At 67.4% G+C, this 11907-nt stretch carries 15 protein-coding genes; 6 read left to right on the top strand and 9 right to left on the bottom strand.

What is annotated here, in order from left to right:
* The first annotated feature begins 82 nt into the window (after positions 1-82).
* Both MRAB57_RS22305 and MRAB57_RS22300 read left to right on the top strand, forming a co-directional pair.
* On the top strand, positions 83-484 hold the full coding sequence (locus MRAB57_RS22305; protein ID WP_077089272.1) for a phage holin family protein: 402 nt from the start codon (positions 83-85) through the stop codon (positions 482-484).
* 320 nt (positions 485-804) lie between these two features.
* Positions 805-1230, top strand: a complete 426-nt coding sequence (locus MRAB57_RS22300) for an anti-sigma factor antagonist (protein ID WP_245835984.1) — start codon at positions 805-807, stop codon at positions 1228-1230.
* Here the strand turns inward: MRAB57_RS22300 and MRAB57_RS22295 are convergent.
* The 5 genes from MRAB57_RS22295 to MRAB57_RS22275 form a co-directional block, all read right to left on the bottom strand.
* Positions 1227-2189 (bottom strand): FAD-dependent oxidoreductase, encoded by a 963-nt coding sequence (locus MRAB57_RS22295; protein ID WP_077089271.1) that lies wholly within the window; start codon positions 2187-2189, stop codon positions 1227-1229. The genes MRAB57_RS22300 and MRAB57_RS22295 overlap by 4 nt on opposite strands.
* A gap of 71 nt (positions 2190-2260) precedes the next feature.
* Positions 2261-2851, bottom strand: coding sequence for an Rv1352/Rv1906c domain-containing protein (locus MRAB57_RS29285; RefSeq protein WP_083743503.1), 591 nt, complete (start codon positions 2849-2851; stop codon positions 2261-2263).
* A 71-nt stretch (positions 2852-2922) separates the two neighbouring features.
* A complete protein-coding gene (locus MRAB57_RS22285) occupies positions 2923-3417 on the bottom strand; it encodes an SRPBCC family protein (protein WP_077089270.1) in 495 nt (164 codons plus the stop codon).
* Positions 3417-4046, bottom strand: a complete 630-nt coding sequence (locus MRAB57_RS22280; protein WP_077089269.1) for a nitroreductase family protein — start codon at positions 4044-4046, stop codon at positions 3417-3419. Before MRAB57_RS22280 ends, MRAB57_RS22285 begins: the two co-directional genes overlap by 1 nt.
* Positions 4047-4066: 20 nt before the next feature.
* Positions 4067-4549, bottom strand: coding sequence for a carboxymuconolactone decarboxylase family protein (locus MRAB57_RS22275; protein WP_077089268.1), 483 nt, complete (start codon positions 4547-4549; stop codon positions 4067-4069).
* A gap of 194 nt (positions 4550-4743) precedes the next feature.
* On the opposite strand from MRAB57_RS22275, the gene MRAB57_RS22270 reads away from it, so the two are divergent.
* From MRAB57_RS22270 to MRAB57_RS22260, 3 genes are read left to right on the top strand one after another with little or no spacing between them, the layout of a single operon-like run.
* Complete coding sequence (locus MRAB57_RS22270) at positions 4744-5433, top strand: hypothetical protein (RefSeq protein WP_245835983.1); 690 nt, start codon at positions 4744-4746, stop codon at positions 5431-5433.
* Between the two features lie 7 nt (positions 5434-5440).
* Complete coding sequence (locus tag MRAB57_RS22265; RefSeq protein ID WP_077089267.1) at positions 5441-6883, top strand: class I adenylate-forming enzyme family protein; 1443 nt, start codon at positions 5441-5443, stop codon at positions 6881-6883.
* Positions 6884-6899: 16 nt separating this feature from the next.
* Positions 6900-7613 (top strand): hypothetical protein, encoded by a 714-nt coding sequence (locus MRAB57_RS22260; RefSeq protein WP_077089266.1) that lies wholly within the window; start codon positions 6900-6902, stop codon positions 7611-7613.
* 3 nt (positions 7614-7616) lie between these two features.
* On the opposite strand, the gene MRAB57_RS22255 is transcribed toward MRAB57_RS22260, so the two are convergent.
* The 3 genes from MRAB57_RS22255 to MRAB57_RS22245 all read right to left on the bottom strand — a co-directional run bounded on the left by MRAB57_RS22255 (position 7617) and on the right by MRAB57_RS22245 (position 9656).
* Positions 7617-8573, bottom strand: coding sequence for an NAD(P)H-dependent flavin oxidoreductase (locus tag MRAB57_RS22255; protein ID WP_077089265.1), 957 nt, complete (start codon positions 8571-8573; stop codon positions 7617-7619).
* Positions 8570-8962 carry a tautomerase family protein gene (locus MRAB57_RS22250; protein ID WP_077089264.1) on the bottom strand — a complete coding sequence of 131 codons (393 nt, stop codon included), beginning with the start codon at positions 8960-8962 and terminating at the stop codon, positions 8570-8572. Before MRAB57_RS22250 ends, MRAB57_RS22255 begins: the two co-directional genes overlap by 4 nt.
* Before the next feature lie 94 nt (positions 8963-9056).
* The gene (locus MRAB57_RS22245; RefSeq protein ID WP_077089263.1) at positions 9057-9656 is read right to left on the bottom strand and encodes a TetR/AcrR family transcriptional regulator; all 600 of its coding nucleotides are present in this window, start codon (positions 9654-9656) and stop codon (positions 9057-9059) included.
* A 116-nt stretch (positions 9657-9772) separates the two neighbouring features.
* On the opposite strand from MRAB57_RS22245, the gene MRAB57_RS22240 reads away from it, so the two are divergent.
* Positions 9773-11338 (top strand): phytoene desaturase family protein, encoded by a 1566-nt coding sequence (locus tag MRAB57_RS22240; RefSeq protein ID WP_077089262.1) that lies wholly within the window; start codon positions 9773-9775, stop codon positions 11336-11338.
* A gap of 4 nt (positions 11339-11342) precedes the next feature.
* Here MRAB57_RS22240 and MRAB57_RS22235 read toward each other — a convergent pair whose 3' ends face one another.
* Positions 11343-11867 carry a YbhB/YbcL family Raf kinase inhibitor-like protein gene (locus tag MRAB57_RS22235; protein ID WP_077089261.1) on the bottom strand — a complete coding sequence of 175 codons (525 nt, stop codon included), beginning with the start codon at positions 11865-11867 and terminating at the stop codon, positions 11343-11345.
* Positions 11868-11907 lie beyond the last annotated feature (40 nt).

Genomic DNA, 11907 nt, shown 5'->3' with positions numbered 1-11907 from the left:
GCCTGGCCCAATCCGGCTGTCCGGCAGTGAATTTGGTCCAGGCCACTACTTCCACCGGCGTTCGGTGGCAGGATCTTTCGACATGGGCCCATTTCTTGCTCGCGCCGCGCTGACCGGCCTGGCGTTGTGGGTTGTCACCAAGTTCGTGCACGGACTGAACTTCGTCGGTGGCAACAACACGTTGCAGCGGGTCGGCATCATCTTTGTCGTCGCGGTGATCTTCGGCCTGGTCAACGCGATCATCAAGCCGATCGTCCAGATCCTGTCGATCCCGCTCTACATCGTGACGCTCGGCCTTTTCCACGTCGTCGTCAACGCCCTGATGCTGTGGTTCACCGCGCGAATCACCGAAGACACCACGCACTGGGGACTGCAGATCGATCACTTCTGGTGGACGGCGATCTGGGCCGCAATCGTGTTGTCGATCGTGAGCTGGCTGCTGTCGCTGGCGAGCCGCGACGTAAGACGCGCCACCGACCGTTAAGTCGGCCGCCGTGGCAACGTGAAGCTTGCGACGCGTTGTCGATGCTCACGGGCATGGACCGGTCCGGTTAAGCGGTTAATATTATTGAAATAGTAAGGGTTTCAGTTGCGTTCGCGCGGACGAGCCCCGGCACTCCGACAACACGTGTTTGCAGTTTGCGGGCAAAAAAATTGCGATATTTCCCGCCGGCAAACGCTAATTGCACATATGCTAACTACGGTCGTCAACGCCGAACGGGTCTCGGATTGACGGCTACTCCGGCCACCTTTCGGGACAAGGGCGGCGTCGCCACTAACTCCTCAAGACGACGGGATCCCGCGATGATGCACAGTGCCGCGGCTGGAACCTCCGTGCGGGTTTCCAGCAGCCAGTTCGGTCAGCAGGCCGCCGATGCGCAAGGCGCCCTGCGGGCGATCACCGAGTGCACCGGATCCTCGGTCGTCATGCATGTGGGTGGGGACATCGACGCCAGCAACGAGAGCGCCTGGCGGTGCCTGCTGAGCAAGAGTGCCGCCCAGGCCGTCGCGCCCGGTACGTTCGTAATCGACCTGCGCGACCTGGATTTCATGGGGTCGCGCGGTTATGCCGTCTTGGCGCACGAGGCCGCACAATGCCTCAGCCGAGGCATCGCCCTGCGGCTGGTCACCAGCCAGCAGATCGTGGCCCAAACCATCGCCGCCTGCGGGCTGTACCCGCTGGTTGCTACCTATACGACCGTAGAGACCGCGCTGGCCCAGTCCGCTTAGGCAGCTTCGACCAGACGCAAAACATCACGCGCGCAACCCCACGACAGCGTCACCCCGTTGCCGCTGTGCCCGTAGTTGTGAATGCAGCGAGCCGCCCCGAGCGCCTCGGCTTCCACGCGGACCGACGGGCGGTCCGGCCGCAAGCCCGTGATCGTCTCGATGACTTCGGCTCGTCCAAGGCGCGGCTCGATCCGTAGGCAGCGCTGCAGGATGCGTTCCGTCACCTCGGGATCGGCGGCGGTGTCCCAGCGGTCGGGGATGCTGATGCCGCCGCACACCACGCGCTGCGGGTGCGGGAAATAACAGACCCATTCGTTTCCGGTGCCGATTTCCAGAAACAGTTGCCGCAGACCGGGATTGGACAGCACCACGTGCTGGCCGAAAAGCGGGCGCACCGATGCGTCGCCCGCCAGCGCGCGGGCGCCGAGCCCGGCGCAGTTGACCACTATCGGTGCGGCGTCGGCCGCTTCGGCCAACGACTGCACGGGGTGCACCTCGATCTCGACTCCGGCGGCGCCAAGTCGCCGCGCCAGGTAGTCGAGGTATTGCGGCATGTCGATCATCGGCACGGTGGCGCGAAACCCCAACCGAAAGCCCTCGGGTAGATCGGCCGCCTCGGCCGGGCGCAGGTCGGGGATCAGGTTCGCCGCCGACGACATCGCCTCGTCCCCGGTGAGGTCGCCGACGGCCAGTGCCGGCGCCATCTGCACCCCGGTCGTGGGATCGTCGGCCAGGTCGCGGAACACCCGCAGGGAATGCTCGGTCCAGGCCAGCGTCTGGGTGGCCCGTTCGGCCGGCCGTGGCGGGGCCCATACGGCTCCCGCCACCACCGAGGTCGTCTGCCGCGGCAGCGCCGCCGCCCACACCCGCACCGGCCATCCGGCTTCGGCCAGACTCAGCGCCGAAGTCAACCCGCTGACGCCGGCACCGATCACGACAACCGGTTGCGTACTTGCCATGGCCGCCACGCTAGCCAAAACCAACCGCCGACGCGCCCGCGCTCGGTCGCCGCGAGCCGCTCAGGCAGTCATCAGTTGTGGGGCGGGGCCGGCTGGCCATTCGGGGCAAGCAGCCCGTTGAGGATGCCCAGGCCGGCCTGCACCTGCGGCCCGGAGGCTTCCGGGGGCGGGGTGGCGTCCGGAGTCAGCTGCCAGGGCTGGCAGCCGTCGGTCTTGAACGCTTTGTCCGTGGGCTGAATCACGACGACCTGCGCCTTCTTGCTCAGCGAGTTGTCGAGCAGCGCGCCGTCCGGGTTACCCGACCGCTTCCAGTAACAGGTCCCGTTGCCGACGGGCCCCGCGGTGCTGTACGTGCCCGGCACGATGTCGGACCCGACCGCGAAGGTGCCGTCCTTGTCCATCGTGGTTTTCGGTCCACCCGGCGCGGGCGACGGCGAGGCCCCCGGGGATGCCGCAGGCGAGGGCGATGCCGACGGCGGCCGCGAAGGCGCCGGTGAGGCGGCCGGCGAAGGCGAAGGTGACGGCGATGCGCCCGGCGCCGGCCCCGGCGCAGGTCCCCGTGTGTCGTCCGGATCGGCGCCGGCAACGGCAGCGGACGCTGCCCAGCCCGCAATCACGAGACTCGCGGCAGCCAACCGTGCCGCGGTAGCTACTCCACCCATAGAAATCGAGGGTACCGGGGTGATGACGCTAATTCACATCGTCGTGAAATTGTCCGGCCGTGGCGAGCCGCCTAGGGGAGGCGTCGCACCGTGCCCGCATACGCGAGCGCGTGCTCGTAGACGTCGAGGTTGTCGCGGGAGATCCTCGCGTGTACCGGGCGTTCGAGGAAGAACCGCAGCACCGGGTTGTAGGCGTGATAGGTCTCGTGGAAGGTCAGCACCGTGGTGCCGTCGGGCTGCTCCTCGAGCTCGTGATACCCCTCGGCGCGCGACCACAGCGGCGCGCCGACCGCCACGTAGCGCGACAGCTTGTTCATCTCGGCCTGGGTCACGGTCTCCCAGGACCGCGCCCTGCCACCCGAGAGCAGGTACTTGGGGACCGGGAAGATGCAGGTGCGCACCAGACCCTCGCCGGCTTCGTTGCCCTCGTTGAGAATTTCCATGCTCCCGGTCGGCCACGTGAGGACCCGAGGCCGCGGAGCGTCCGGCGGCACCGGCGGATGCAGCACCCGCCAGACTTTGCGCGGCGGCGCGTCGACGTGGAATCGCACGGTGTAGGACTGCATCAGCTTTCTCCCCAACCGTCCCAATAGGTGATCGACTCGGCGGGCGGCCGCTTGGCCGGCCGGAAGTCGGTGCCGATCGTGTACGCGACAGGGAACAGCGCGGCCTGGGTGACCGTCTCCGGTATGCCGAGCAGCTCGGCCACCTCCCGCTCCTTGAACAGGTGCATGGTCGTCCACACCGATCCCAGCCCGCGAGAGCGCAGCGCCAGCAGGAAGCTCCAGCCGGCCGGGATGATCGATGCCCACGCCGCCGCGGCAACGCCCAATTCCGCACTGTCGATGCGCTGTTCGATGCAGGGGATGACATGCACCGGAACCCGACCCAGCGTTTCGGTCAGGCTCATCGCGCTCTGATACACCCGCCGCGTCTGGGGGTCCGCCGCGTTGTCGGCCGCGTACTCCAGGTACTGCGCGCCGATGCTGCGGTAGATCTCGGCGATCGCGGCACGCTTGCCGGCGTCGGTGATCACCAGCCAGCGCCAATCCTGCGTGTTGCTGGCCGTCGGCGCCTGCATCGCGAGCTGGATGCATTCCAGAACCACCTCGCGGCTGACCGGGCGGGTCAGGTCGAGGCGTTTGCGAACCGACCGCGTGGTGCTCAGCAGCTCATCGACGGTGGCGATGTCCATTGGTCCTTCCCGATGCTCTGTCAAAGGTCGATGGCGCAGGACTGGTCGACGCCCAGCACGGTCAAAGAACGCCCCAGGCCGAGGAATACCGCGACGCACAGCGTGAGATCGAGGATCTCGCCGTCGGAGAACGCGTCCCGAAGTCGTTGGAAGAACGCATCATTCATGGATGCGTGGTCGGTCGCGAAGCGCTCGGCGTATTCGATGGCGAGGCGCTGGCGCGGCGTGTAGCCCGGGTAGCTCGCGTATGCCGCGACGTTGTCATACAGCTCGGCCGCGACGCCGGCATCCAGCACCGACTGGGCCCGAAAGCCCGAGCACGCGACGCAGTCGTTGATCTGCGCGATGCGCATTCTTGCCAGCTCGCGCTCGTCGGCGGGCAAGATGCTCTGCTGATAAGCACCACGGATCATCCGCTCGACCATGCCCCCGAGCTCGGGGCGCAATGTCCAGATCATGGCGGCTTCGCCGCCGGGGCCTTCCGGCACATCGAGCCTTGCCATCAGCGAACTCCTGTCCGGTAAGGGCCGTACCGAAATGAGCAAACCAGATTCTCAACTCGGCTGTCTAGGCCGCGCAGCACGCGCAATTGTGCATATGTAGACCCGGCATAGACCACCCGGACTTTCGGGATTAACGTCCGTTGGGCGGCGTTCAGCCCCTCCGCCGCGATTGGGAGGTACTCGACGTGCTTTTCATGCACGAGGTACACACGGTGCGCGGTCGCGCCGAAGATGACTTCGAAGCCGCATTCCGCGAGGGCTGGATGCCCACGCTCGCCGCTGGCGACGACGCCCGCCTGCTCTGGTACTCCAATCAGGCGCACGGCAGCGGCCCCGCCTACACCGTCGTCACGGTGACGGCCGTCCGCGACGGGGCGGCGTGGGAGCGGCTGACGCTGCGGGTCCAGAAGGGCGACCTGCGGGAGTGGATGCGTGGTCTCGACGAACTCCGCCATGAGGTCGACGCCAAGCTCCTGGTGCCGCTGCCCTGGTCACCGCTGCAGGACGTGCGGTTGGACGAAGTGCCGGTGGATGGGCGCGAGCACGAGATGACGCTGTACATGGAAGACACCATGTGGCCGTACGAGGACAAGTTCGAGGAATACATCGTCCGCTGCGGTGAGGTCTATGCCCGCGGCCTAGAGCAGCCGTCGTCGATGTTGAAGATGCACGCCGCATTTCAGCCCGCGCTGGGCAGTCACGTGCGCCGTGAGGTGATCCTGATGCAGCGCATCAGCCGGCCGGACGCGCTGCTCGATCTGCTGCGCAGCCATATCCCCGCCGAGTACCGCGCGCCGGGAACTTGGATGTACGACGCTTTGGATCTGCGCGACCAGTGGACCAGCCGGCTGCTGCGGACCGCCGAGTGGTCACCCCTGTACTAGGCCGCGAATGAATACGGGCACAGTCCTCGACGCCGCCGCGGCCGGTGATCCCGGCAGGACCGCGCTCGTCATCGACCGGCGCGCAATCAGTTACGACGAACTGGCGGCGACGGTTCGGCAGTGCGCTGCGGTGCTGGCCGCGCGCGGCATCGTGGCCGGCGACCGGGTCGCCGTCGTTGACGGCGGAAGCCTGTTGTCCATTGCGACACTGCTCGCGGCGGCGCTTATCGGTGCCGCGGCGGCGCTGATGAATCCGGCCCTGACACCGCCAGAGCTGCGCGGGCTGCTGAAGAACGCCGACTGCGCGGGGGTCGGCGTCGCAGGGCAGGCCTACGCCGACCGGCTGCGCGACGCGGGGGCGACCACGGTTGTGACGGAGTCCGATCTGGCGGCCGTGCCCGCGCGGGTACCCGAGACTGCTGAAACTCCCGACACCGCAGCCGCTTTGATTCTGTTCACCAGCGGCACGACCGGGCTGCCCAAGGCGGTCAGCATCACCAGCGGCCAGCTTGCTGCGCGGCTCAGCGGGATGTCGGCGCCGTTCCGCGCGGAAACGCCCCCGACCGTCGGGATGATGTGCGTCCCGTTCTTCCATGTCGGCGGCTCCCTGGGCGTGCTCGGCAGCCTCAGTTCGGGCAACACCCTGGTGGTGCAGACCCGGTTCGACGCCGGCGAGTGGTTACGTCTGGTGTCCGAGCATCGGGTGGCCACCATGTTCCTGGTGCCGACCATGCTGCAACGAATCCTCGATCATCCCGATTTCGCCGAAACCGATCTGACGTCGCTAGTGGCCATCGCCTACGGCGCCGCCGCCGCACCGATCGCGTTGGTCCGCAGGGCGATGGCCGCGTTCCCAAAGGTGGCTTTCGCCAATGTATTCGGCCAGACGGAGACCCTCGGCGCCTACACGACGCTGCTGCCCGCCGACCACGGCGATCCCGCCCGGGCGGGATCCGTCGGGCGACCGCTACCGGGCGTTGACGTGCGAGTCGTGGACCCTGCCACCGGCGTCGACGTCGAGCCCGGAACGGTGGGTGAGTTGTGGGTGAACACCAGCCAGAACGTGCTGGGCGGCTGGCTGCACACCGGCGACCTGGGCCGCCAGGATTCCGACGGCTACATCTTCCCTAGCGGCCGGCTCAGCGACACCATCAACCGTGGGGGAGAGAAGTTCGGTCCGATCGAGGTGGAAGAGGCGCTGCGCTCCCATCCGGCGGTCACCGACGTCGCGGTCGCCGGGATCGCCGACGACGAATTCGGGCAGCGGGTGGGGGCCTTGGTGGTGGCACACGCCCCGGTCACGCTCGACGAGCTGCGCTCACACTGTCGCGATTCGATCGCCCACTTCAAGCTGCCGGAGCGGTTGGCGATCGTCGACCAGATCCCGTACAGCGATACCGGCAAGGTCAGCCGCCACCAGATCGCCGCGCTGATCGCCAATGATGTCTGAAATGTAGGGAGTTCCAGTGCTGTTCCTCCACGAGACCCACAAGGTGGTTGGCGTGCGCGAAGAGGAGTTCGAGGCCGCCTACCGGGACGGCTGGATGCCCACGCTGGCCGCCGACGATGACGCCCGGCTGCTCTGGTACACCAACCACGCGCACGGCTCCGGGATGGCGTACAACGTCGTCACCATCACCGGGATCAGCGACGGCGCCGCGTGGGAGCGGCTCGCTCACCGCACGCAGAACGGGGATCTCAATCCGTGGATGCGCGAACTGGATCGGCTGCGCCACGGCGTGATCGGCAAACTGCTGCTGCCGGTTGACTGGTCGCCGCTGCAGACGGTGGACCTGGCGACGGTGCCCACCGATGGCGCGACGCATCCGCTGAGCCTGTTCATGGAGGACACCGGTTGGCCCTACGCTCCACTCGACGACTACATCCAGATGTGGGACGAGATTTATTACCGGCTGCTTTCCAAAGCCCCGCGCGGGATGCGAATCCTGGATATCCAGGCGTGCTTTCAGGTTGCGCACGGTAGCAGCCGACGACGAGAAGCCATGCTGTGGCAGAAGATTGAGGACGCCAACGATTACGCGGCGCTGGTTCGCCTGCTGACCACCGAGACCGCGCCCGAGCACCGGGTTCCCGGCAGTTACATGGTCGAGGCGCTCAAGTATCGCGACCAGTGGCAGAGCCGCCTGTTGCGGACGTCGGACTGGTCACCGCTGTACTGATCGTCACGCCCGGCCCAGGATCCGGGCGGCATCGCGCGCCATGTCGCGGACGATGTCGGCGGCCGGGCGGACGTCGCGGACGAGCCCCGCCGCTTCGCCGACGATGACCGGTGCGGCGTCGAAGTCCTCTGCCGCCACGGCCTTCTGGAACGTGGCCAGCGCCTCGGGCAGGGCCGCCGACAGCCCGTCGTCGTTGTCGTGCCAGGTATCGAGGAACGGACTGCGCAGCGCCCGTACGGTGTAGTCGGCGGGCCAATCAATTTGCCGCACAACGTCGTACACGCGGGTCCGCACCGTGTCGTCACCGCAGGCCTGGACCGCCCGCTGCTGAGCCCGCGGCGACACCAACGCCTCGGCGCTGGCCCACAACCGGGTGCCGACCACCACGCCGTCGGCACCGAGCGCCAGCGCCGCCGCAAGCCCACGACCGTCGGCCACCCCACCGGCGGCCAGCACCAGCGTTTCGGGGGAGCGCGCGGCGGCCAGGTCGACGACGTCGGGCACCAGCGTGAAGGTGGACCGGACGGTCATGCCGTGGCCGCCGGCCTCGCCGCCCTGCGCCACGACGATGTCGGCGCCGGCGTCCAGCGCCTGGCGCGCGTGGTCCAGGTTCTGCGCCTGGGCGATCAGCGGAACGCCGGCGGCACGGATGCGTTCGGCGAACGGGCGGATGTCGCCGAACGACAACATGATTGCGGCCGGCGTCCGTTCCAGGGTCTGGTCGAGGAGTTCGGGGTTGTTGGCCAGGCTCCACGTGATGAAGCCGCATCCCACTTTCGCCGTGCCCGCTTGATCGAATTCCCGCCGCAGCCAGTCGGCGTCGCCGTAGCCACCGCCGATCAGGCCGAGGCCGCCGGCGGCCGTCACCGCCGCTGCCAGTCGGCCCCCGGACACCATGGCCATCGGCGCGAGCAGGACCGGGTGCTCGATGCCGAAGTACTCGGTGAGCCGGGTGTTCACTTCAGCTCCCCGGTCAGGAACTGCGCGCGGCCGTGACCGAAAGACCAATCGTCGTCACCGTTTTCGGTGATCGAGACGATCAGGTCGGCCGGGTCCAGCCCGCATCGCTCGGCGAGATTGGAGGCCAGCAGCTCATAGAAGCGTTTCTTCATGGCCCGGGTGCGCCGGCGACTCACCACTTGCACCACCACCAGCCGAGCCGAGCGGTCGATGCCGAGACCGGTGTCCCACGCGACGATTTCGTGAGCGGGATGGGTGTGCACCACCTGATACCGGTCACCAGGGGGCACCGCGAACGCCCCGACGACGGCGTCATGGGCTGCGTCGAGCAACTCCTGAACCTCCGACTGGCTACGACCCTCGATCAGGTCGATGTTCAGCAGCGGCATTTGCCCTCCTCCGGTCAGCAGGGCGGCGTCCGCCCGGCTATGACGTTAGGCCGGGGCGAAGCGGCGGGGTGCGGCGGCTGAGGACGACGGCGGATCAGGTCAGCGGCGCCAAGCCGGAGCGAACCAGCTCCACGCTCGCGAGCACCAGCTCCCCGAGGTCGTCGACGCAGCCGTTGCGCCCCCAATTCTCCACCGCTACAACCAAAGCCGCCGCCAGTGCAGACCCCGCGACCTCGGCGCCCAACTCGATGTTCGGCGCATCCGGGTTGCGGTTTCTGACGAACTCGGTCAGCACCGCGGCGAACGAGTGTTGCACCACCCGCAGGTGACCGGCGATGCGCTCCGCGCTGATCAGTTCCGTGCGCGCCGTCGCCGCCTGGCGGACCACCTCGAGGTCGTGTGGAAAGACCGCAACGCTCGCGAGCACCGCGTCGAACAGCGACTCAGACGCCGGCCGCTGGGCGAGCGCCTCGGCCAGCCATTCCAGCTGGCTCTCGTAATCCTGGAACAGCACCGCTTCCTTGGTGGGGAAGTGCCGGAAGAAGGTCCGCTCGGTGACGCCGGCCTCGCGCGCCAACTCCGTGACGGTCACGTTCGCAAACCCCTTGCGGGCGAAGCTCTTCAGGGCGGCCTGGCGAAGCGCCTCATGCGTCGACCGGCGGCGCAGCTCGTGGCGGTTCATCGGGGCGGTCATGTCCCGCCGATGGTATCCCAGCCGCCTAGCATTAGTCAGTACTGACATCTTCCAATTATGTCAGTACTGACATATTCTTGTCACGCCCACGATTCCCAGGGAGGACAACGAGGACTATGAGCAAGACGGACTATGACGCGATCGTGGTGGGCGCCGGGCACAACGGCCTGACCGCCGCGGCGATCCTGCAACGCGCCGGACTGCGCACCGTGTGTCTGGAGGCCAACACGTACGCAGGCGGCATGGCGGCCACGGTCGAGCTGATCGACGGCTTCCGCTACGAGATCGCCGGCTCGGTGCAGTTCCCGATGGCGAGCCAACTCACCAAAGACCTGGGCCTCGACACGCTGCCCGCGATAGAACCCGAGGTGATGTCGACCAACATCGGCGAGAACGGCGAAGAGCCGATGGTGTTCTACCGCGACCCGATGCAGCTGATGGCACACCTGAACGAGAAGCACGGCATGGAGGCCGTGCTGGGCATGGCCGAGCTGATCGGCTGGAGCCGGGCGCCCGCGCGGGCGCTGGGCCGCTTCGACGTCTGCCAGCCGCCCAAGACCCTCGACCAGATGTACGCCTGCGCGACCAATGACGCCGAACGCCGCGCGATTCACGAAATGCTGTTCGGCTCGGCGATGGACGTGATCGACCGCTACCTGCCGGACAAGGACAAGCAGGCCGTAATGCGGGGAATGCTGGCGTTTTTGGCCGTCAACTCCACCTACCGCGGCCCGTACACCCCGGGCAGCGCCGCGTGTTTGGCGTTCGCGCTGGCGGTGCCCGACGACAGCACCGCGATGATGACCAAACTCAAGGGTGGCATCGGCGCGCTCACCGAACGCCTGCGCGAGCTATTCCTTTCCCATGGCGGCGAGGTCCGCTTCCGGACCAAGGTCGAGGAGATCCTCGTCGACAAGGGCAAGACGACCGGGGTCCGGCTGCGCGACGGTTCGACGATCTCGGCGCCGATCGTGGTGTCCAACCTGTCTCCCGACGTCACCCTCACCGAACTCATTGCGCCCGAACATGTTCCCGCGGAGCTGGTCTCCCGGGTTTCCGGCCGCGACCACCGCGCCTCCTTCGTGCAGATCCACTTCGCCCTGGACGGGCTGCCCGAGTTCGCGCCGCCGTATGAGTTCCTCAACGAAGAGGGCATGCAGCAGTCGGTCGGCATCTTCGGCACCCCGGAGGAGCAGCAGCGGCAATGGGAGATCTGCCGGCAGGGACTCGTCCCGGACAACCCGTCGATGGGCATGCAGATTCCGTCGGTACACGACCCCGGCATGGCACCGCCCGGCAAGCACGCGGCGAGCGCGTTCGCCTACGCCTTCCCGGTCGAGGTCGACCGGGACCAGCACGGCCATCTGAAAAACGAGATGGCACAACGCGTTATCGACAAGATCACGAAATTCGCCCCGAACTTCAAGGACATCGTGATCCGCCACATCGTGTTCGCGCCCTATCACATGAACACGATGTTCGGCGCGCCCGCGGGCGACTTCTGCCACGGGCTGTTGCACCCGGACCTGATGGGGCCCAACCGCCCCGGCCCGACCGGCTTCCTGGACATGCCGATCGGCATCGACGGCCTCTACCTCGGCGGCGCGGGATGCCATGGGGGACCGGGCATCACGTTCACCCCCGGGTACAATGCCGCGTATCAGATCCTGGACGACCGCTAGCCGATTATCTGCTGAACGTTCCGGTCAGCTGCGCCTGTCCGGTCGCGGCGCCGGCGATGGCCTGCGCGGCCTGCACGCCTGCCAGCCCGCCGGGAAGCTGGTAATCGTTAGGCAGCTGATACAACGTGAACCGATAGTGGTGCGCTCCGCTACCGGGCGGCGGACATGGCCCGCCGTACAAACTCTCGCCGGCGGAGTTCGGCAGCGTGACCCCGCCACGTGGAGTCCCGCCATCGACGACGCTGCCCGAACCCGGGGCGATTCCGACCACAATCCAGTGGATGTACATCCCGCCAGGGGCATCAGGGTCGTCGACCACGAGGGCCGCTCCCGACGGCGCCGACCAGGTCAGAGGTGGGGACATGTCCATCCCTTTGCAGGTGTACAGCGAGGGTATGGGCGCGCCGTCGGCGAATGCGGGACTGCTGATCGTCAGGGGAGCGCCCGGCGCGGCACTGGTGACCCCCGAGCCTGCCAAGGCCAGCCCGATGACGGCCACCGCGATGCGATGCGCCGCGACGTACTTCATACCGACCAGTGTGACCAACCGCGGGCAAAGAAGATAGCGG

The sequence above is a fragment of the Mycobacterium rhizamassiliense genome (assembly GCF_900157375.1).
Taxonomy (GTDB): domain Bacteria; phylum Actinomycetota; class Actinomycetes; order Mycobacteriales; family Mycobacteriaceae; genus Mycobacterium; species Mycobacterium rhizamassiliense.
The sequence above is the reverse complement of the archived record's forward strand: the minus strand, read 5'-3'. Positions and strand labels throughout refer to the sequence as shown.